This window comes from Vibrio sp. OPT18, assembly GCF_015163615.1.
GTDB lineage: Bacteria > Pseudomonadota > Gammaproteobacteria > Enterobacterales > Vibrionaceae > Vibrio > Vibrio coralliirubri.
In genome coordinates, this window is sequence record NZ_JADDYK010000021.1 from 12,984 (window position 1) to 33,756 (window position 20,773).

Consider the following 20,773-nt stretch of genomic DNA (forward strand, 5'->3'; position numbering starts at 1 on the left):
ATTCAACAATCCACTTAGGGTTGATCTCTAAATTGGCTTCTTCCATTGCTTGCTTGAAGCCTTGATAACGAGACGAAGCTTGATTGCGGTGCAGTGGTCCTGTGATACAACCAATTTGAGAATGACCGTTATCAATCAGGTGCTTAGTTGCCATGTAGCCACCTTGGTGCGAGTTGTCTTGGATCTTATCGCTCGCAAACAACATAGGGCCCCAGTCCATTACCACAACAGGCAGTTCTGGGTAGCGCTCGAATACATCGATATGTTCGCCTTCAAGGGTTGAGCACATTAGCATCAGGCCATCGACACGCTTTTGCAGCAAGGTATCGATAGAGGATTTCATGCGTTCGCTATCGCCTTCGGTGTTACACAAGATAAGGTTGTAGCCTTTTTCGTAGCAACGACGTTCGACACCTTTCACCACTTCGCCAAAGAATGGGTTGGTGGATGTGGTCACTAGCATTCCCAAGGTTTTGGTTTGCTTCATTTTCAAGCTGCGAGCCAATGCAGAAGGCGCATAGTTAAGTTCTTTAGCCGCACTGTTAACACGCTCAGCAATCTCTTCACTGACAAAGCGTGATTTGTTGATCACGTGGCTCACGGTAGAAGTCGAAACCTTTGCGAGCCGTGCGATGTCTTTCATTGTTGCCATAAAAAATCCTTGTGGGAATAACCTTCCACGTTGGGCGATATTCTGCCTGAAAACAGGGGCTTATGCTTGTTATTTGTTGTTACCGAATTTGAAGGCTAACATCCGTTAACCACGGTTTAGCTCAGGAGTTAGGCCTTCAAATAGCTATCAAGTTAAGCAGACAGTTGCTCTGCCAAAAACGCATCGGTTTCAGCACGGCTTGGAATCGACGTTTGAGCACCAAAGCGTGTCACAGAGATAGCAGCTGCAGCGTGGGCAAATTTAATCGCACGCTCTAGTGGCATATCTTCAAGCAAGCCTGTGACTAATGCGCCATTGAAAGTGTCACCAGCGGCAGTTGTGTCTGTTGCTTCAACACGGAAGCCTGCGACTAATTCACCTTCGCTGGCTTCATTATCTTGACCGCGATGACTCACCCAAACGCCTTTCGCGCCTAGCGTGATCATTACTGTTTCGATGCCTTTAGCATGCAGAGCCAACGCAGCTAGATGAGCAGACGCGTTGTCCGTCACGGTAATGCCTGTCAGCACTTCTGCTTCAGTTTCGTTCGGTGTAATCACGTCAACACAAGCAAGCAGTGAATCCGATAATGGACGAGCAGGAGCCGGGTTAAGAATCACTTGCGTGCCACTCTCTTTTGCTATTTTTGCTGCGTATTCAATACCTTCAATTGGTGTTTCAAGCTGAGTCAGCAGGTATTTAGCGCCGCGAATCTTTTCTAGGTGCGGTTCGATTTGATCGCAAGTCAGCTTGTCGTTGGCTTCCGCAGAAAGACAAATACTGTTTTCGCCTGTTGCTGATACCTGGATCATCGCGATGCCTGTCGGCGTGTTGTCTGCAACGATCACGCCGTCGATGTTGATACCATCTTTAGCAAAATCTTGACGAATGTTGATGCCAAATGGGTCGTCACCGACACAGGCGATGAAGCCAATGTCTGCGTTTAATCTTGCTGCTGCTACGGCTTGGTTTGCGCCTTTGCCGCCAGGAATGACCTGATAGTTACCGCCAATCAAGGTTTCACCCGGACGAGGGAACGAAGGAACTTGCAGTACGTGGTCAGCGTTAACGCTACCTAAAACAATCAGTTGAGTCATGATACGAGCCTTATGATATATCGTATTTGAAAATGCATGGGTCTTTCTCATTACGTTGATTGCTCGCTTGTTAGCGGCGGATGAGAAACAGCGATGCACTGTCGGGTTTATGCTTTTATGCTAAGTCAGTGAGTAAATGAGCTAATGAGTTAAGCAAAGCAGGGGATAGGGGACCCCTGCTTTATATCGCGTTACTTAGTAACGATTACTTAGCGATGATTTTTAGAGGTACTGGTACGTACTCGTCTACTGTTTCGCCTTTCAGTACTTTGTCTGCCATTTCGATGCCTAGAGAACCGATTAGGTCAGGCTGTTGTGCAACCGTTGCGCCAAGTAGGCCACGGTTAACAGCAGCGATGCCGTCTTCAGTGCCGTCAAAGCCAACGATCATCACTTCTTTACCTGAAGCTTGAACTGCACGAAGAGCACCTAAAGCCATTTCATCGTTCTGAGCGAATACTGCTTGTACGTCTGGGTTAGCTGCAAGCAAGTTTTCCATTACGTTCAGACCTTTAGTACGGTCGAAATCAGCTGGTTGGCTTGCTAGAAGCTCAAGGTCGCTGCCGTTTACTGCGTTCATGAAGCCTTCACCACGTTCACGAGCAGCAGAAGTACCAGCGATACCTTCAAGTTGGATTACTTTCGCTTTTTCGCCCACTTTTTCCATGATGAAGTGGCCTGCCATTTCGCCACCGATTACGTTATCAGAAGCGATGTGACTTACTACGTCACCACGGCTTGCACCACGGTCTAGCGTCAGTACAGGGATGTCTGAGCGGTTGGCAATACGAATCGCGTTAGACACAGCGTCTGAATCCGTTGGGTTAATCAGGATTGCTTTAACACCACGAATGGTTAGATCTTCAATGTTCGAAAGCTCTTTGCTTGGGTCGTTTTGAGAATCAAGAACGATAAGCTTGTAGCCTAGCTCTTCCGCTTTCGCTTCTGCGCCATCTTTCATGGTTACGAAGAATGGGTTGTTCAATGTAGACAGAACGATTGCCATTGTATCTTGCGCCTGTGCAGACACAGATACCGTTGTAGAAAGAAGAGCAGCAGAAATAAGAGTCGCTAATTTTTTCATGGTGTAAGTCCTTTGTGTAGGGTGAGCTAGGAGGTGAGTCCTAGCTCGTAGTTACATTATTTATAGATTCTAATATTTTAAGGTAAAACAGGGTGTTACTTGTATTAACCTAGGATGTGAATAGGTTTTATTTGTTTTTGTTGTCGACCAATACCGCCAGAAGAATAACCACTGCTTTTGCAATCATCTGGTAGTAAGAAGATACGTCTAATAGGTTTAGGGCGTTGTTTAGGAAACCGATAATCAGAGCACCAATCAATGTGCCCATGATGCGACCACGGCCGCCGGCTAAGCTTGTTCCGCCAAGAACTACGGCTGCAATGGCGTCTAATTCATAACCCATACCTGCGGTAGGTTGAGCTGAGGACAAACGAGATGCCACGATGATGCCTGCCACTGCTGCTAGCAGACCACAGATTGCGTAAACGCCGATTTTTACTTTGTCTACGTCGATGCCTGATAGGCGAGTTGCTGATTCGTTACCACCAAGAGCGTAAACGTAGCGACCAAAGCGTGTGTGGTTCAGTAGGTACCATACCGCTGCGAATACCACGACCATGATCCATACTGGAACTGGGATGCCCATTGCGTAGCCTGTACCGAACCAAGCGAATGCGTCTGCTGTGTCTGTAAAGCCAGTTGAGATAGGACGACCGTCGGTGTAAACCATGGTCACGCCGCGCAATAGAGTCATAGTCACAAGTGTTGCGATGAAGGCTTGAACCTTACCCTTGGCGATAATCACGCCACTGATTGCACCTAATGCTGCACCTGCTACAAGAGCGGTTGGCACTGCGATCATCACTGGGATTTCCATGCCAATCATGCTGGCTGCGAATGCACCACAAAGTGCCAGTACAGAGCCCACACTCAAGTCGATACCCGCGGTTAAGATAACCAGCGTCATACCTACAGCGATAATTGCGTTAACCGAGGTTTGGCGCAGAATGTTTAGGATGTTGTCGACAGTAAAGAAGTTCGGGTTTAAGAAAGAAACGACAACAATCAGGAAGATCAAAGCAATCAATGACTTTTGATCAATCAGCCACTCTTTGCTGATTAACGGTTTTTTCTTTGGAGCTTCAGTTGTTTTGCTCATGGTTTTAGTACTCATGCTGCGTCCTCGTTGATCTTTTTACCGACCGCACACGCCAGTAATAATTCTTGGTTTGCTTCTTTAGCATCAAATTCACCGCTTACACGGCCTTCATGCATCACCATGATGCGGTCACTCATTCCTAATACTTCTGGCATTTCAGATGAGACTAAGATGATGCTCATGCCGTCGGCTTTAAATTTATTAATGAGTTGGTAAATCTCTTTCTTAGCACCGACATCGACACCACGCGTTGGCTCGTCGAGAATCAGTACTTTTGGTTTGGTCATCAAGCCCTTAGCGATAGCCACTTTCTGTTGGTTACCACCAGAAAGGTTGCCAATAATCTGTTCGCGAGTCGGGGTTTTGATGTTGAATAGCTTGATGAAGTCATCTACTGCAATCACTTCGTCTTTATGTTGGATTTGACCGCTCTTTGTTAGTAGGTCAAGTGAACATAACGACATGTTTTCTTTAACAGAAAGCCCTAGAACTAAGCCATCGCCTTTACGGTCTTCAGAGATGTAAGCAATGCCATTGGCTAAGCCGTCTTTCGGGCTTACAGGGTTGATGGTTTTGTTTTCTAGGTTGATGACGCCGCGTTCACTTGGAAGGGCACCGTAAATCACTTTCATCAGCTCGGTACGACCTGCGCCCATTAGGCCAGATACACCCAGGATTTCACCGCGTTTTAGCGTAAAGCTCACATCGTGAACACCAGAACCCGTCAGGCCAATCACTTCAAGACAAGTTTCACCGTGGCTCTGGCCGATACGTGGATATTGTTCGTCTAGCTTACGGCCAACCATCATTTCGATTAGGCCATCTTCGTCGGTGTCTTTTACTTCACACTGACCAATGAACTTACCGTCACGCAGTACTGTGATGTCGTCACAAATCTCGAAGATCTCTTTCAAACGGTGAGAGATGTAAACAATGCCACAGCCTTCATCGCGCAGTTCGTTAATCACCTTAAACAGAGATTCAGTTTCGGTGTCGGTTAGCGCATCGGTTGGTTCATCCATGATGATGACTTTAGATTCAAACGATAGGGCTTTCGCGATCTCTACCATTTGCTGCTCACCAAGGCTCAACTGGCCTAAAGGTGTTTTCGAGCTGTGTTTCACGTTAAGGCGTTTAAGTAGCTTGTCTGCTTCTTGGTACATCTCGTTCCACAAGATGCGACCCATGGTGCCCGTGATTTCACGACCTAAGAAGATGTTCTCGGCGATGGTCAACTCAGGAATTAGATTTAGTTCTTGGTGAATGATGCTAATACCTGCTTGTTGAGAATCACGTGGCCCTTTAAATGCGGCAGGTTTTCCTTGGTAAGCGATAGTGCCGCCGTCCAAGTGATAGATACCCGTAAGCACTTTCATGAGGGTTGATTTACCCGCACCGTTTTCACCCATTAACGCCATTACGCGTCCTGGGTAAACGTTGAGGCTTGCCTTATCCAGTGCTTTAACACCAGGGAAGGCTTTCTCAATTGAGCTAAGTTCTAAAATGGCTTGAGTCATGTCGGTTCCTTTACTCGGGGCCAGTTGTATTTGATTGTTCTGTCTATGCATTGTTTTGGTTCAGTGATAACACTGAGCTGTCGTTGCGTTTTGCTTGAGCTAAAAGGTTACGCCAGCTTGGAAAATAACATTCGCGTATGGTGTGCATTCACCTGTGCGAATCACTGCACGGCTTTCATGCGTTCGCTGCTTGAATTCTTCATGAGTGATGTAAGTAATCGAAAGCGATTTGCCACAACGTGCTTCTTCTGTCTTGATTAAATCAATCAGCGCTGCGTGGTGTTCTGGACTTACTTTCGCAAACTCTTCTGCAATCACAACGCCTTCGATTTGAGATTCATCCAGCATGGTTTTTACCGTTTGCTGAAAGCTTGGGACACCGTGAGTCAAAGCAAGATCAATACGAGTTACGTGGTCTGGAATTGGTAAGCCCGCGTCACAAATCGTGATTTCATCTGTGTGGCCAAGAGTCGCCACTAGGTAAGAGAGTTCAGAGTTTATTAGAGTACTTTTTTTCATATCACGACCTATCGAAAAATAACGCTTGATGGGTTGAGGACAACTCAAGAAAAGCCATCGAAACGTTTCGATAGTGATAATAGTGTCTGATTTATCATTTGCACGTTTGATTGTTTTAGAGTGTGATAATGATCATCGAAACGTTTCGATGGGGCGTTTTTTGGTGATCTTAGTCACCGCCATTGATTGCATAAATCCTTTATATAGATTCAATCGATAGCGCATATCCGAACTTACTGATGGTAATGATCTGGACGTTGGGTGCTCTTAATCGCGCGAAGACATTGCGTAGGTTATAGACGACGTTAGCAAGAACATGCGGTGACGAGAGTTGCCCGTCCCAACACACATCAACAATATGCTCTCTTGAAATCGGTCTTCCCACATTTTCCAATAACAAGCAGAGCACTGCTAATAGGTGAGGGCGCAAAGTGATTTTGTTTCCTTGCTGATTGGTAATCGTTCGAGCGTCGATATCAATGATTAAGCCGTTGAAGTCTATTGTGTGGTTCATCGTGTTTTCTGTTCGTCTTATTCTGAATTGTGGAGATTGAGCAAAACTGGCCTGCTGTTGGAGCGGGTAACTATTTAAGTGTGTTAATGGTCGAAGTGGGCGGATTATGCAAAATCACATCACGCTTGAAAGTAAGCCTGCGTAAGCTCATGAGAATAAAATCTAAAAATGGGACGGTTTGAAAAATAGAGGGAAGGTTATTCTGAATAAATGACAGGGTTTTATTTCTATCTTATTCAATGAGTTATTTGGTTTTTACTGGTTATGTTGGCTGAAGTTACAAAGTGATTATATTTTTATTTATTTTTTTGTTTTCTGTGAGATTAACCTGCTTGCCAATTCGACGGGGTGTCGGATAACTCTAACAAGATTGTGCAGCACAGGAAGGCGGAACAATCTTGATTTGCATTAAGTAAGGTTAAGCAGTAATGAACAACAAATTTATTCTAAGCATCGCGATGATGTCAGCATTTGCAGCAAACAATGTAATGGCAGCAGACAGTGGATTTTATCTAGGTGGTGCAATTGGTACGTCTGGTATTGATGATGGTGGGCTCTATAAAAACACTCAAGCACCAATTACTGTTGATGCTGAAGATGAGACATATAAGATAATTGCTGGATACCAATTTAATCGCATCGTCGCGCTAGAGGCGCAATATACGAATTATGGCGACGTTGTTGCGAAAAATGCATTAAACCAATCTACTTACACTTGGTCTCCGACTGCATTTTCGATCAGTGCTAATCTAGGTTACACGTTTGATAATGGAATTCGCCCTTTTGGCATCATCGGTTTGTCGACGATTGATTTAGACCAGTCGCTGCCGGTGCTTGATGACGATAGTGGTGAGGGTATTCGCTATGGTTTCGGAGTGGAGTACACCCCTAAACAGGCTAATAACGTCAGCTTTAGGTTAGGCTATGAAGCGGATGCATTTGTTATTGAGAGCGATTCAGCTTTTGAAAATGATAAAGATCTCGTGATCGATTCATTCTACCTTGGCGCAACTTACAACTTTTAAGTTTCACACTTTGTTGAACGGTAAATCGGTTTCTAAATGGGGCGTCGGTTGGCTCAACCCGTTTAGCTAAAGTGGAAGGCCGCAGTTTTTGACTGCGGCTTTTTTATGTTTAACTCTAGGCTTCACGAATATGAGCGGTGACAGACACGATGGCATGGTCGGTACTGAATTGGTCGTGTTCAAAACTAGGATTAATCAGGTGATGGTCTAACACTGTGTAGCTAGAGATCTCCATCAAGCTTGAAGAGTTCTGACAATCAAACTCGTTCGACATCAAAATGTAGTCCAGTACAGACCCAGAAGCGCCGTAATAATGGGTTGGCTTACGCTGTTCAAGCAAGTCTTCTTCATGTAGTTGATGATAAAGATCCCAGCTGTCTTTCAATCGAAAGTGGGATAGCCAATGCTTGCTGTTTTCGTCTCGGTTGATTGAGTAACTCAACAGCCCTTTAAACTCATCATTAAACAGAGGTTTGTTAAAGTCGCCCATCAACACAACAGGTTGCTCGGTTTGGTAACGTTGGTTGGTGATGTATTGATGCAGCATCTGAGCTTCTAGACCGCGTTGGACACTCGATAGCCAAGAACCAAGCTGTTCTTGATGGAAGCGGGTGAGTGTGTCGCTTTGTGGTTTTTCGCTTTGCAGAGCGTTGTTCGCATCACCAGACTCTACCTTTGGTTCTGTCGGACGTTGTGATTTGAAGTGCACCACATAACAGTCGGTTGAACCTAAATGGGGTAACGTAATCGTCGCGTGAACAGGCGTTCTGTTGAATGAGAATTTGTCGTCAAGGTTGAATGCTGTCAGTAACTTCGAATCTGGCGTAACAGGCTGTACGTTTTCAATCGGGTAACGGGAAGCGATCCCAACGACAGGTGAGGTGTAGAGGTAATCATCTTCAACGTGGGCGCTATCGATCACTGCAAAGTATGGATAACCTAGCTCGTTCATCAATTGCTCTAAAGACTGCGGGCTAAATATCTCTTGGAAGCCAATCACATCGCAATCTAATGAACGAATCGCTTCAGCCATCCAATGTTGCTTCTTCTGCCATTCTTCGAAGCTGTAGATGTTCTCAAAATCATAATAAGCATTCGGTGGCTCGATATAGTTCAGAAGGTTGAACGTTGCGAATGTTATTTGGTTTGGTTTGTTCAAAGTGTCATTCCATTTAGACCTAGGCAGCAAGGATACTCCAGTAAAAGTATAGTTTGTTGATTATTTAGAGCTTAAATTTCACTTTAGAAGCGAATCAAAGGAAATCTAAGTCGTGGAGGCTTGTGTCATTCAGGCTAGCGCAATCTTAGTGCTTCTGCCTTCCCCCGTGCTTTCCAACGCCACCAAGCTAATCAACTCAATCAAAGGAACCAAAGGAACCAAAGGAATCAAAGGAATCAAAGCTCACTGCATCCAATAACTTCGAGCGGTGACGAGTAATTTGTAAATAAACCGTCAGAGATAGAGTGCTGATGGTTTTATTAGTTATTACATGATGTTAGATTTGAACCTATACTTGATTTAACGGCATGCATTCAAAGCCGATAAATCAACTTGAATATAGAATTCATGACATTTGAAGGGAGAGTCAAATGGGAACAGTTTTTCGACGCAAAGCCTCGCAACGCACTCAGTTTTTCAGGTTTAATTTGAAGTCATGTGCAATCATGTTGCCGCTTATTGCTTTACAACCCTCCGTTATTTACGCTTCTGAAACCCAATCAACTCCTGCTGTCACCGTTATTGAAACCACACAACTGGTTGGTTTTGGTGAAGCAAAATATCCAGCCAATTTTACTCACTTCGATTACGTTAATCCTGATGCGCCAAAGCAGGGCAAAGTGACCTATGGCAGCATAGGTACGTACGATAGCTTTAATCGATTCGGTTCCCGTGGCGTTGCTGCAAGTTATACCGGAGAGATTTACGATACCTTGATGTTTTCTCCGAGCGACGAGATTGATGCGTACTATCCATTGATTGCTTCAAAGGTTCGCTACGCCAGTGATTTCACTTGGATGGAAATCGACATCAACCCAAATGCTAAATTCCAAGATGGTGAGCCTATCACCGCGCATGATGTTGCCTTCACCTTTGACAAGTTCTCAACCGAGGGCGTGCCTCAGTATCGTGTGTATTACAAAGAAATTAAGTCAGTAAAAGCGGTCTCTGATTTGGTTGTTCGTATTGAAATGAACAGTCCAAACCGCGAAAAACTGTTCAGCTTCGCGCAAAGCACTCGTGTATTGCCGAAACATTTCTGGAAAGACAGAAAGCTGTCTGAGCCTCTAAGTGAGCCACCAGTCGGTAGTGGTCCTTATAAGATCATCAGCTACAAATCAGGCCAAAGTGTTACCTATGGTCTAGATGAAAACTACTGGGCAGCAGACCTACCCGTTAACGTTGGCCGTAATAACTTCAAGCAGGTGCAATACGATTACTACCGTGACGACACGGTAATGTTGGAAGCCTTCAAAGCAGGGGAGTTCGATCTTCGAACCGAGAACTCGGCTAAGTTCTGGGCCAACTCTTATACGGGCGCGAACTTCGATAAAGGCTACATCATTAAAGAAGAGATTAACCACGAGAAACCTGAAACGACTCAAGGTTTCGTCTTCAACATTCAGTCTCCTGTGTTCTCTGACCCTAAAGTGCGTGAAGCGTTAACTTACGCGATGGACTTTGAGTGGATGAACAAGAACATGTTCTATGGTCAGTACAAGCGTACTCGTAGCTACTTCCAAAATACCGACTATGAAGCGAAAGGCTTACCAAGCGAAGCGGAAGTCGAGTTGCTGTCTCAGTACAAAGATCAAATTCCACCGCGAGTTTTCACTGAAGAATTCCAACCTCCCGTCACCGATGGCAGCGGCCGTATTCGTAGCCAGATGCGTACCGCTTTCAAACTATTGAAAGAAGCGGGTTGGGTGCTGAAAGACAAAGTCATGACCAACGAAAAGACTGGCAAGCCGATGTCATTTGAGTTGCTGATTTACAGCCCAACCACGGAGCGTATCGCAACGCCGGTTCAAAAGAACCTTAAGCGCATGGGTATCGAGATGAAGATCCGTACCATCGATACCACTCAATACATCAAGCGCTTGCGTGATCGTGATTTCGACATGGTTTCGTCGTCATTTTCCGCAAACCCTTATCCTAGCCCGAACTTAATGATCGTTTGGAACTCTAACTACATTGATTCTACTTACAATACTGCAGGTGTTATCGATCCAGTGGTTGACGCGTTAACAGAAGAAATTGCGCGTAACCAACAGCATCCTGAAAAGCTTCTTACACTAGGTCGTTCACTTGACCGCGTATTGCAGTGGAATTTCTACAACATCCCGCAATGGCACGTCGGTGAATATCGCGTAGCTATGTGGGACAAGTTTGAGCGTCCAGATGTATTGCCTAAATACGATTTAGGTATCGATACATGGTGGATTTCAGAAGAGAAGGCGGCATTGCTTCCTGAAAAACGTCGCTAGGAGTTAGTTAGCATGGCCGCGTATATATTTCGACGTTTATTGTTGGTGATCCCCACGCTGTGGGCGATCATCACCATCAACTTTTTCATCATCCAGATTGCGCCGGGAGGTCCGGTAGAACAAGCTGTTGCTCAATTAGAAGGGCATAACTCTGGCATTATGGAGCGCTTTTCTGGTGGTGGACAAGAAGTTGATTTAAGCGAAAGTGACCAAGCGTCTGCGAGTGGCTATAAAGGCTCACGCGGGCTTGATCCTGAAGTGGTTGAAGAGATCAAAAAGCAGTTTGGTTTTGATAAGCCGATTCATGTTCGCTACTTCGACATGTTGAAAAACTACGCGACCTTTAACTTCGGTGAAAGCCTGTTTAAGGGCGGCAACGTTATTGATCTCATCATCGAGCGGCTGCCCGTCTCCATCTCCTTGGGATTGTGGAGTACCTTAATCATCTACGTGATCTCGATACCTCTAGGCATTATGAAGGCGATACATCACGGTTCTCGGTTTGATATTTGGTCGAGTGCGGTGGTAATTGTCGGCTATGCCGTTCCGGGCTTCTTGTTTGCGATTATCCTGATTATTTTGTTCGCGAGTGGTAACTACTTCAGTTGGTTCCCATTGCGTGGACTCGTGTCGAGTAACTTCGACCAGCTCAATTGGTATCAGCAAATTGGCGACTATTTCTGGCACTTAGCTTTGCCTATTTTTGCCATGGTCATCGGTGGCTTTGCCACACTGAGCATGCTGACCAAAAACTCCTTCCTTGATGAAATTAATAAGCAATATGTAGTGACCGCGCGAGCGAAAGGTTTGGACGAGAGCAGCATTCTCTACAAGCACGTTTTCCGTAACGCGATGTTGATCATTATTGCGGGTTTCCCGAGTGCATTTATTAGTATTTTCTTCACGGGTTCTATGTTGATTGAAGTGATGTTTTCACTCGAAGGCATCGGTCTACTTGGTTTTGAGTCGACCATTCAGCGAGATTACCCAGTGGTGTTCAGCTCTCTCTATATCATGACCTTGCTTGGCTTGGTGCTGAGCATTATCTCCGACCTGACGTATACCTGGGTTGATCCTCGAATTGATTTTGAAGCGCGTTAATGGCGAATGAATAAAAAGGTATTGATAATAAATGTTTAACAACCCTTTAGCTGAAGCTCGTTGGTTACGTTTTAAAGCAAACAAGCGTGGTTTTATCTCCCTTTGGATATTTACCATTTTGTTTGGATTGAGCCTGTTCGCTGAGATCATCGCCAACGATAAGCCACTCTTGGTTTCTTATGATAATCAGTGGTTTGTACCCGTCATTAATGAGTATGCTGAGACCGAATTTGGCGGCGAGTTTGAAACCGAAGCCGACTACAAAGACCCGTATGTTATCGAACTCATTGAAGACAGCGGCTACATCGTGTGGCCAATCATTCCGTTTAGCTACGACACGATAAACTTCGATATTTCGGGCGCGGTGCCGTCGGAGCCTGACTCGGTGAACTGGTTAGGAACCGATGATAAAGGGCGAGATGTATTAGCTCGTATCATTTATGGGTTCCGTATTTCTGTCTTATTTGGCTTTATTCTGACGATTGTATCGAGCGTAATCGGTGTCGTGGTTGGGGCGACACAAGGTTACTACGGTGGTTGGGTGGATCTGTTTGGTCAGCGCTTCATTGAAGTCTGGTCGGGCATGCCGACCCTGTTCTTGCTGATCATTCTGTCGAGTTTTATCGAGCCGAACTTCTGGTGGTTACTCGGAATAATGGTGCTGTTCAGTTGGATGAGTTTAGTGGGGATTGTGCGAGCTGAATTCTTACGCTGTCGAAACTTTGATTACGTGAGAGCCGCGCAAGCGATGGGCGTTGATGACAAACGCATTATGCTTCGTCACATGTTACCCAACGCGATGGTGGCTTCGTTAACCATGATGCCGTTTATCCTTTCAGGCTCGGTCACCACATTAACGTCGTTAGATTTCTTAGGTTTTGGTCTGCCTGCGGGTTCACCTTCATTGGGTGAGCTGTTGGCGCAAGGTAAAGCTAACTTACAAGCGCCTTGGCTTGGCATTTCTGCTTTCGTCGTGCTTTCACTGATGCTTACGTTACTGGTCTTCGTTGGTGAAGCGGTACGTGATGCTTTCGACCCACATCAACAGAAGTAAGGATAGGTTATGACTTCAAATACAACGCCTGCTTCTCCAGTTTTGACCATCGACAAATTGTCGGTCGGTTTCGGGCGAAAAGATTCGATAGAACAAGTGACTCATGATGTCTCGTTGGAGATATACAAAGGCGAGACACTGGCGCTGGTAGGAGAGAGTGGTTCAGGCAAATCGGTTACCGCCAATTCAGTATTGAAATTGCTGCCTAAAGGCTCGTCGCATTACTTGAACGGTAAGATTAACTTCTCTGGTACCGACATTCTGAGTTGTTCTGAAAGACAACTGCGCGGGATTCGTGGTGGTCGTATTGGCATGATCTTCCAAGAACCCATGGTATCGTTGAACCCGCTTCATCGCGTAGGTAAACAGCTTGTTGAAACCCTCGCGATTCACCGTGGTATGCGAACCAACAAAGCGCAAGCCTTGGCGATAGAATGGCTTTCTAAAGTAGGTATCCGCTACCCAGAGCAAAAAATTTCAGCCTATCCGCACGAGCTATCTGGTGGAGAACGCCAACGCGTGATGATCGCAATGGCACTCATCAATGAACCAGAGTTACTGATCGCTGATGAGCCGACAACCGCATTGGATGTATCGGTGCAAGCGCAGATCCTCGACCTTCTAAAAGACCTGCAGCAAGAATTGGGTATGGCGATGCTTTTCATTACTCATGACTTGAGTATCGTTCGCAAGATTGCCGACAGAGTTGCAGTAATGAAAGATGGTCGCTTGGTTGAAAGCAACGACTGTCATACCCTGTTTAATGCGCCTGCTCACCCTTATACGCAAAAGCTTATCAACTCTGACCCTAAAGGCTTGCCTGTCCCTGTATCGCCCGACAGCAAACCGCTACTCGATGTAAATCAACTTCGTGTTTGGTTCCCGATCACGGGCGGTTTATTCAAGCGAACCATTTCTCATGTTAAAGCCGTCACCGACATGGAGTTCACTTTGAAGAAAGGGCACTCAATCGGTTTAGTTGGCGAAAGTGGTTCTGGTAAATCGACGACCGGTATGGCGATACTCAAGCTGGTGGATAGTGAAGGATCAATTACCTACTCGAGTGAACAGCTTCAAGGTTTAGACCGAAAACAGATGCTTCCGTTTAGAAGCCGTATGCAAGTGGTCTTCCAAGACCCGTTTTCTGCATTGAATCCAAGAATGTCGGTCGCTCAGGTGATTGGCGAAGGCTTGTTAGTGCACCAACAATTGGATGAGCACGAGCTCGACCAACGCATCTGTGATGTAATGAAAGAGGTCGATCTCGATCCTGAAACTCGTCACCGTTATCCAAATGAGTTTTCTGGCGGACAAAGGCAGCGTATTGCGATTGCTCGTGCTTTGATTTTAAAGCCAGAGTTTATCTTGCTTGATGAGCCAACATCTTCACTCGACAGAACCGTTCAAGCTCAAGTACTGGATTTACTGAAGTCACTTCAAGAAAAGTATGGCCTGACCTATTTGTTTATCAGTCATGATTTGAATGTCGTGAAATCCCTATGTCATTACACCATAGTCATGAAAGCTGGCGAGGTAATAGAGAAGGGTGACACTGAGACTTTGTTTGGTAATCCGCAGCATGAATATACTAAACAGTTGGTGTCTTTATCTGAGGTTGGAACGCCTTAAGCGATGAATTTCGATTCAATGTGAAAATCCAAAAAAGAGCCTGATCACTGATGATCAGGCTCTTTTTATTTAGAGCGTCTTAGCTTAAGACGTAGCGTTAGAAAACGATATTCGTTCTTAGGCCAAACAGCGCGACTTTGCTTTGAGTGCTGACTGCGGGTGTGACGTATTGCGCATCCGCGGTAAAGGTTAACCATGGCGTTGCTTGGAAAGCGTAGTAGATCTCAAAACCTTGCTCGTCTTTTAATTCAGCTCCGAGTGGCAAATCGCTAATGCTGTTTTGTAACGCATTAGACAAGTTGTAGTAATAGTAGCCCGCGCCCCATTGATCTTGAGATCTGTCGAAGAAGAAAGCGTTGCCTCCAAGGCCGCCAACAAACGTTCCATCTATGATATTTGGATTACCGTCTGCCGCTGCTGCTCTTAGATAGACTGCGATAGTATCGTCATTGTTCTCGTAGATATTGTGTGTCGCTTGAGCACGAATGTTGTACTTATATTTTGCGGTCTCACCCAAAGACGAGTAATCGACCCCTTCTTCAGTGCTGTATGTACCAGACATACCAAACGTAGAACTTCTATCGAACAATTTGAATGAGTGAGTTGCACCTAATGAAAAGTTCACGCCATCATCAAACCAATCATTGAACCCTAAGTTGTCATCGTATCGATCTCTTGGATCATAAATCATCGCTGTGATTCGAGTATCGCCGATGGTGTGGTTCAGAATACCGCCAATAAATGATGGTGGTGTCACGCCACTTGGTGGAGCAGAGAAGGCAATGTTCATGAATCCATGACGAGTTGCACCACCGTAGAATGGCGCATTTCGTAGTAGCTCAAACGCGTCGATCTTGCCAAAAAGTAGGTTGGTGTTGTCATCAAATTTATGTGTGTAATACAAGGATGAAAAGAAAGGGCTGCTGCTGTCTGAGTAATGGGCTGAATTCGGTACTGACAAACTGGAGAAGCCAAAGTCGTTCGCATCTCCGTTTAGATAGATCAACTGGGTGCGAAAGGTGCCGTTATTCCATAGGCCAGCATTTTCGGTATCAAGCGCTGCAAACAGATCAAAACGGTGTGTGAACTCATTTGAATTTGATGGTGAGCCAGAAACCGCCGATTGGTAAACGTTGGTGTATTCAGCATCTAGCGAGAGTCCGTTGTCTTTAATGTGACTACGATTTCCTCCCCAATCACCGGTTAATGTATCAGAGTATGGTTGGCTTGCATTAGCTAAAGACGATAAAAAAAGTGGAGCTAAACAAAAGGGTAATGATAAAAATTTCATAATTAAATCTTATTGTTAGAACGTAATCTGGCTAAGCGCATTGAGATAGATAAGCAGGGCTGTTTAGCGTGCTGGCCAGTTGTGAATGGCGTTGATGTTTAAACAGTGCACTCAATGCATCAAACGCTTCTGAAATGGACAGATACCCTTGCTGATAAGCGAAGGAAACCGAACTTGCTTTACCGTCGTTGAGGTCGTGTCTTGAGATCGCAATGCCATGGTTTTGCGCGAGTAAAAACAATGCATCCGCGTTAAGAGGTTGCGAGTCCGCATTTTGCTGGTGACGCAACTTGTTGACGAGTGAGTGAATACGCTCAATACATTGGCTAAGTCGGTGATAGCGAGAGGTGTTCACTGTTGTCGCAATATGCTGGCAAACTTTTACCAATGCCTCCATTTGATCTGTTTTCGCTGAAGACGAAACCATCTTTTCAATAACTGCATTTAGCTCGGCAAGATATTGCGTTCTAAGCTGGGGTAATACCGTCACTTCATCATCCTTAATGTATCCGCGTAGCTCCTTGCCAAGTGACTCTAGATAACCCATATCTAATTCCCAAATGGTAGACATAGTATTGACCTGAGTTGTAATTGACCGGGTCATGTTATCGATTTTGGTGATGATAAAACTAATTTTGAAGTTTTTATGTTTTAATTAAGCTATTGTATTTATTGATTTTTCATTGCATTTCATCTGTTTGATAGACGTTTCAATACCGGTGTCATCAAAGGAGAACAAAAGAGAAGATTGGCTGATGAAGAATGGCGCAGTTATGGTGGTAAACAGCGTAATTAAATCAGATTTGTGTGGCTTTGATAAGGCGAGGTGAGATGACACGAAAGAGGTTAGCCAGTTAAAATGAGAAGGTGTGTACTCGACCGGACATAGAGGGAAGGTGACTAATGAGCTACGTATCTTGCGAATTATCTGTGATGCAAAAGTCTTTGGTTCTGTAAGGATTTAATAAGGTGTCACTGTTGATGAGGAGTTGCGGGGTCTTTATCTCTCTCTGCCAAGTGCCAAGTTTCAGGAACGACGAATACATCTGTTCACGGTATGGGCTCAATTCGCTAGAGCCAGTATTTAGAAAGCTGCACTTGTTGAGCTATGTTGTGGCTAATAGATTGCACCACCAAACAGCAAACGTTCTCGATGATCTGTGAAGTGTCGGGATATTTGACCGTGATGTGGAAAGCAGTGAGATAGGGGATTGAAGGTGTGAGAGCGTGTCGGATTGAGTTTGAGATCTTTGTATAGAGATAATTGAATATAGGGGGTCTGTATCGCGGAATCGGTAAACATGTACCATAAAAAGAAAAAGTGATAGCGGACGCTGAGGTCACACTATCACTTTTTGAGAACAATGAAGCTTAAGCTATTGAGATGCTTTCGCTCAGCTTAGAGTGATGTTCATCGTTATTGTACCTACGTTATTTCTGTTGAATCGCCGTAAGAGCATGTTGGAAGTACAAGCTTGTCGCACACACATCGTGGTCATGATCATGATGGTGGTGATGACCGTGAGCGTTGTGGTATCTGTTGATTACATTCACAACTTTCATATTTTGCTCAGTCATGGCTAAACCAGAGTTACTGTTTTTTACAGGAGCAGGGATACCTTGGTAAATCGTTGCTTCAACTTTTATCTTGTTGATGTCTTCAGGTTTTACCGTGTATGGGTTGTCGTCGAGTACCGTAAAGTTAGCGGTTTTACCGATATCAATGGTACCAACTTCATTATCTAGACGTGCTGTGTATGCTGCATCAATCGTGATTGCGCGCATTGCTTCATCAACTGTGATGCGCTCTTGAGGTCCCATTACCGTTTTGCCAGACAGACCGATTCTGTTTACAGCAGCCCAAACTAACCCTAGTGGTTGCGCTGGTGCCATTGGTGAATCTGAGTGCAATGATAAAATACCACCTGCATCGATGAATGAACGTCCACGCGCCATCACTTCTGCACGCTCTTGACCGATACCTTGTTCAGAGTAAAGCTCAGCCAGAATATGTGTGTAGTAAGGGTTTACACTAAAGTTTGCGCCAAGTTCAACGGCTTTAGGGATGTCGTCTTTATCGGTAATACCTAGGTGATGGAAGCTGGTTCTGTGATCGTCTCTGCTTTTTTCTTTGTTGAGCTTGTCGACAATGTTCAGTGCAGTCTCAAAGCCTAGATCACCATTGGCATGGATAACAATTGTGTAGTCGTCTTCCCAGTAAGGACGCATACTTGCTTCAAGATCTTTAGGCTCTTGCAACCATTCACCTGAGTGACCATCGGTGTAACCATCTTTAAGTTGCATTAACTGGCTGTACATTGCGCCGTCTGAAAACAACTTAACGAATTTAGGTAGCCATTTGATCTGTTCGCCTTGATAAGACGGGTGCTGAGTCAAACCTTCGGCAATCGCTTTACCTTTGGCTGGGTCGTTTTCTGCCATCATGTAGGTAAAGTTACCGGCTGGCATTAACCAGTAATCCATTGGGAAGTTACCGTCTTCAAGAATGTCGACTACTTGTTCGAACATCTCTGGTGTTGCAACAACACCTGGGTCAATCGCGGTAGTGATACCACCAGAGTGGATGTAATCTTTGGTTCGCTCCATCCCCGTTGCAAAAATGCCGCTATTTACCCAGAAGCTCATTACATCATTGAGAAGTATTTTAGCTCCAGCTTCATAAGCATGGCCTCGTTCCCAGTCTAGCTGATCGTAGTTATAGCCTTCGCCAGTCCAGTCTTCTTCAGACCAACCTAGCATTTCCATCGCTGCATCGTTGAAGAACAATTCGTGGAAGCTACGATGCCAAATGATAATTGGTCGGTCTTCAGAAATGTTATTCAGCAACTCGCGGCTCATTTCATTGCCGTGGAAGTAGTGATGGTAGCCCCAGCTTACCAATGGTTCGCCTTCAGCCAGTTCACTTTCTAACTCTGTTAAACGGGCTAAGTAGTTATCATGGCCTATTACGCCTTCAACGTTACCCCAAGGTAAATCCCAATCAGCAGGAGTAATAAAGTCTGTGCCGATCAATAACGCCATCAGCCAAAGGTGAACGTGAGGTTCAACGAAGCCTGGTGTAAGAACACGATCTTCAAATGATTTATCAATCGTAAAACCATCTTTAGATTGGTACTTAGTGGTGAGTGTTTTTTGATCGCCAAGGTCGAGGATTTTACCGTCTTGGACTGCGATAGCGTCTACGTTGCTATGATCATGATCTGAAAGAGTAATGATGTCGTTCGATACATAGAGCGTGATAGGGCTAGTAGAGGTTTCGGCGAAAGCAGGTGTGGCGACTAGGCCAGCAATAACCGTTGAGAGAAGTAGCTTTTTCATAATGGATCCTATTGCTCTCAACTAACGACCTTGTTTTATGAGAGGATTCAGTCGACCATCGCGCTTTGGAAAATCAATCTTCCTGTGAGCGCTTAGAAAGTCAGTTCTTTGTATTCACGGATAAGTGATAAGAAAAGAGAGGCGGTAAACCCATAATTAGCAATGCGTAACTCTGTTCAAATAAGTGTGTATAGCTAACTTCTGGGCTTACTGCCAATACATAGAGAAGCGAATTTTATCGTTCAAATACAGAGTGAAAACTCTCTTCGCCTCACATTTGTTGCTAATTTAGCAGTGTTATTACGTTTCTAATAACGCATAATGATGGGTAAAACCAAACATTAATTATCTAAGGCGGTGGGGATGTTTTCTTATGAACACTTAAACTCATTCTGTGCGACGTATGACGAACAGAGCTATAGCAAGGCTGCGAGAGTCCTTGGTAAAGATAGAACAACCATTCGAGAACAAGTGAAAGCGTTAGAAGACAGCTATCGAACCATTTTATTTACGATTGAAGGAAAAAAGGCGGTACCAACCAGCTTTGCACGTTCTATTTATAAGCAGTCAAAATTGTTGGTGCAAAACAGTGAGCGATTGCATCTAAGAATGATGAATGCTTACCAACAAGAACTGACCCGTTTAGATTTCTATCACGATACTCTGATGCCCAACGATTTAGTGGTGGAGATAGAACAGCATGTTTTGAAGGCTCACCCAGACATGGTGCTCAATTGGCTGCATCGAAATCGAGATGAGATCTTGGTTGATGTGACACAAGCGCACAACAAAGTTGCGATCATGCAGCACCGAATGGAAAACATGTCGGAATACCCAATCAGCGCCATCAAACTTGGTGACGGTGATATTGCTGCCTACGCACGGATTGATAGTCCTTTGTTCAAAATCGGTGAGATTCGACTTGAAGATTTGCAATTAGAAACGCAGTACATCAGTGAAAACCAAAGCAAAACCATGCCTGAGTGGTTGGGTATATCACCGTATTTTCGCACCGTTAGTAACAACGATATGTTACTGGAGTTAGTGAAGGTGAATGGCTGGGCGTTACTTCCAAAAAGCTTAGCGACCGAAGCGGTGAATACGAAGCAGCTACGCCGAATAGAGTTCAATGAGTTGCTTTCACACAGCGCGAAGTTCGGGCTCTCATTCTTCTATCCAACGAGTTTTGAAAATACCAATGTGTATAAAGGTTTGGTTGAAGTACTGAAGGGTTACGCAACTAAGAATTTGTAGACCCACCTTTAGTATCGCTTTGAAAGGTACTTAATATAAGTTGAGAGTGAGAGCGCGGTAGATGCACTCTGGTTGAATCGGAGTGTTGATTATGAATAGGACAAAGGCCAAG

General features: G+C 44.9%; 17 protein-coding genes. 6 read left to right on the plus strand and 11 right to left on the minus strand.

Going from position 1 to position 20,773, the window contains the following annotated elements:
- From IQQ51_RS26585 to IQQ51_RS02595, 7 genes are all read right to left on the minus strand, one after another.
- On the minus strand, positions 1-652 hold a 652-nt coding region (locus IQQ51_RS26585; RefSeq protein WP_228012652.1), incomplete at its 3' end, for a LacI family DNA-binding transcriptional regulator.
- Between the two features lie 152 nt (positions 653-804).
- Complete coding sequence (gene rbsK, locus IQQ51_RS02570; RefSeq protein WP_193840276.1) at positions 805-1,749, minus strand: ribokinase; 945 nt, start codon at positions 1,747-1,749, stop codon at positions 805-807.
- Positions 1,750-1,954: 205 nt separating this feature from the next.
- Positions 1,955-2,833, minus strand: a complete 879-nt coding sequence (rbsB, locus tag IQQ51_RS02575; RefSeq protein ID WP_017058470.1) for a ribose ABC transporter substrate-binding protein RbsB — start codon at positions 2,831-2,833, stop codon at positions 1,955-1,957.
- Positions 2,834-2,960: 127 nt separating this feature from the next.
- Entirely contained in the window at positions 2,961-3,947 is a 987-nt protein-coding gene (rbsC, locus tag IQQ51_RS02580) for a ribose ABC transporter permease (protein WP_017082395.1), read from the minus strand.
- On the minus strand, positions 3,944-5,449 hold the full coding sequence (gene rbsA, locus IQQ51_RS02585) for a ribose ABC transporter ATP-binding protein RbsA (protein ID WP_009844906.1): 1,506 nt from the start codon (positions 5,447-5,449) through the stop codon (positions 3,944-3,946). The genes rbsC and rbsA overlap by 4 nt, the downstream gene beginning before the upstream one ends.
- 99 nt (positions 5,450-5,548) lie before the next feature.
- Positions 5,549-5,968 (minus strand): D-ribose pyranase, encoded by a 420-nt coding sequence (gene rbsD / locus IQQ51_RS02590; RefSeq protein ID WP_017060853.1) that lies wholly within the window; start codon positions 5,966-5,968, stop codon positions 5,549-5,551.
- A gap of 199 nt (positions 5,969-6,167) precedes the next feature.
- The gene (locus IQQ51_RS02595) at positions 6,168-6,482 is read right to left on the minus strand and encodes a winged helix-turn-helix domain-containing protein (protein WP_193840277.1); all 315 of its coding nucleotides are present in this window, start codon (positions 6,480-6,482) and stop codon (positions 6,168-6,170) included.
- A gap of 428 nt (positions 6,483-6,910) precedes the next feature.
- Here IQQ51_RS02595 and IQQ51_RS02600 point away from each other — a divergent pair, with 428 nt between their 5' ends.
- Positions 6,911-7,507: a porin family protein gene (locus tag IQQ51_RS02600; protein ID WP_193840278.1), complete on the plus strand. Its 597-nt coding sequence runs from the start codon at positions 6,911-6,913 to the stop codon at positions 7,505-7,507.
- Between the two features lie 115 nt (positions 7,508-7,622).
- Here the strand turns inward: IQQ51_RS02600 and IQQ51_RS02605 are convergent, their stop codons facing one another.
- The gene (locus IQQ51_RS02605) at positions 7,623-8,666 is read right to left on the minus strand and encodes an endonuclease/exonuclease/phosphatase family protein (protein ID WP_193840279.1); all 1,044 of its coding nucleotides are present in this window, start codon (positions 8,664-8,666) and stop codon (positions 7,623-7,625) included.
- A 431-nt stretch (positions 8,667-9,097) separates the two neighbouring features.
- Between IQQ51_RS02605 and IQQ51_RS02610 the strand changes: the two genes are divergently transcribed.
- From IQQ51_RS02610 to yejF, 4 genes are read left to right on the plus strand one after another with little or no spacing between them, the layout of a single operon-like run.
- Positions 9,098-10,993, plus strand: coding sequence for an extracellular solute-binding protein (locus IQQ51_RS02610; RefSeq protein WP_193840280.1), 1,896 nt, complete (start codon positions 9,098-9,100; stop codon positions 10,991-10,993).
- Positions 10,994-11,005: 12 nt separating this feature from the next.
- Entirely contained in the window at positions 11,006-12,094 is a 1,089-nt protein-coding gene (locus tag IQQ51_RS02615; protein WP_004730359.1) for a microcin C ABC transporter permease YejB, read from the plus strand.
- Positions 12,095-12,125: 31 nt separating this feature from the next.
- Complete coding sequence (locus tag IQQ51_RS02620; RefSeq protein ID WP_048608646.1) at positions 12,126-13,148, plus strand: ABC transporter permease; 1,023 nt, start codon at positions 12,126-12,128, stop codon at positions 13,146-13,148.
- Positions 13,149-13,157: 9 nt separating this feature from the next.
- Positions 13,158-14,777 (plus strand): microcin C ABC transporter ATP-binding protein YejF, encoded by a 1,620-nt coding sequence (gene yejF, locus IQQ51_RS02625; protein WP_050643939.1) that lies wholly within the window; start codon positions 13,158-13,160, stop codon positions 14,775-14,777.
- 97 nt (positions 14,778-14,874) lie between these two features.
- Here yejF and IQQ51_RS02630 read toward each other — a convergent pair whose 3' ends face one another.
- The 3 genes from IQQ51_RS02630 to IQQ51_RS02640 all read right to left on the minus strand — a co-directional run bounded on the left by IQQ51_RS02630 (position 14,875) and on the right by IQQ51_RS02640 (position 19,407).
- Complete coding sequence (locus IQQ51_RS02630; protein WP_193840281.1) at positions 14,875-16,068, minus strand: carbohydrate porin; 1,194 nt, start codon at positions 16,066-16,068, stop codon at positions 14,875-14,877.
- A gap of 31 nt (positions 16,069-16,099) precedes the next feature.
- A complete protein-coding gene (locus tag IQQ51_RS02635; protein ID WP_228012653.1) occupies positions 16,100-16,639 on the minus strand; it encodes a hypothetical protein in 540 nt (179 codons plus the stop codon).
- Between the two features lie 860 nt (positions 16,640-17,499).
- Positions 17,500-19,407 carry an amidohydrolase gene (locus IQQ51_RS02640; RefSeq protein WP_193840282.1) on the minus strand — a complete coding sequence of 636 codons (1,908 nt, stop codon included), beginning with the start codon at positions 19,405-19,407 and terminating at the stop codon, positions 17,500-17,502.
- 363 nt (positions 19,408-19,770) lie between these two features.
- Here IQQ51_RS02640 and IQQ51_RS02645 point away from each other — a divergent pair, with 363 nt between their 5' ends.
- On the plus strand, positions 19,771-20,661 hold the full coding sequence (locus IQQ51_RS02645) for a LysR family transcriptional regulator (RefSeq protein ID WP_193840283.1): 891 nt from the start codon (positions 19,771-19,773) through the stop codon (positions 20,659-20,661).
- Positions 20,662-20,773: the final 112 nt, after the last annotated feature.

Bases quoted from the DNA above. Each gene is read 5' to 3' on its own strand.
- IQQ51_RS02630 (WP_193840281.1), bottom strand. From the start codon at position 16,068: ATGAAATTTTTATCATTACCCTTTTGTTTAGCTCCACTTTTTTTATCG.
- IQQ51_RS02620 (WP_048608646.1), top strand. From the start codon at position 12,126: ATGTTTAACAACCCTTTAGCTGAAGCTCGTTGGTTACGTTTTAAAGCA.
- IQQ51_RS02645 (WP_193840283.1), top strand. From the start codon at position 19,771: ATGTTTTCTTATGAACACTTAAACTCATTCTGTGCGACGTATGACGAA.
- IQQ51_RS02610 (WP_193840280.1), top strand. From the start codon at position 9,098: ATGGGAACAGTTTTTCGACGCAAAGCCTCGCAACGCACTCAGTTTTTC.
- yejF (WP_050643939.1), top strand. From the start codon at position 13,158: ATGACTTCAAATACAACGCCTGCTTCTCCAGTTTTGACCATCGACAAA.
- IQQ51_RS02635 (WP_228012653.1), bottom strand. From the start codon at position 16,639: ATGTCTACCATTTGGGAATTAGATATGGGTTATCTAGAGTCACTTGGC.
- rbsA (WP_009844906.1), bottom strand. From the start codon at position 5,449: ATGACTCAAGCCATTTTAGAACTTAGCTCAATTGAGAAAGCCTTCCCT.
- rbsB (WP_017058470.1), bottom strand. From the start codon at position 2,833: ATGAAAAAATTAGCGACTCTTATTTCTGCTGCTCTTCTTTCTACAACG.
- IQQ51_RS02640 (WP_193840282.1), bottom strand. From the start codon at position 19,407: ATGAAAAAGCTACTTCTCTCAACGGTTATTGCTGGCCTAGTCGCCACA.
- IQQ51_RS02615 (WP_004730359.1), top strand. From the start codon at position 11,006: ATGGCCGCGTATATATTTCGACGTTTATTGTTGGTGATCCCCACGCTG.
- IQQ51_RS02595 (WP_193840277.1), bottom strand. From the start codon at position 6,482: ATGAACCACACAATAGACTTCAACGGCTTAATCATTGATATCGACGCT.
- rbsK (WP_193840276.1), bottom strand. From the start codon at position 1,749: ATGACTCAACTGATTGTTTTAGGTAGCGTTAACGCTGACCACGTACTG.
- rbsD (WP_017060853.1), bottom strand. From the start codon at position 5,968: ATGAAAAAAAGTACTCTAATAAACTCTGAACTCTCTTACCTAGTGGCG.
- IQQ51_RS02600 (WP_193840278.1), top strand. From the start codon at position 6,911: ATGAACAACAAATTTATTCTAAGCATCGCGATGATGTCAGCATTTGCA.
- rbsC (WP_017082395.1), bottom strand. From the start codon at position 3,947: ATGAGTACTAAAACCATGAGCAAAACAACTGAAGCTCCAAAGAAAAAA.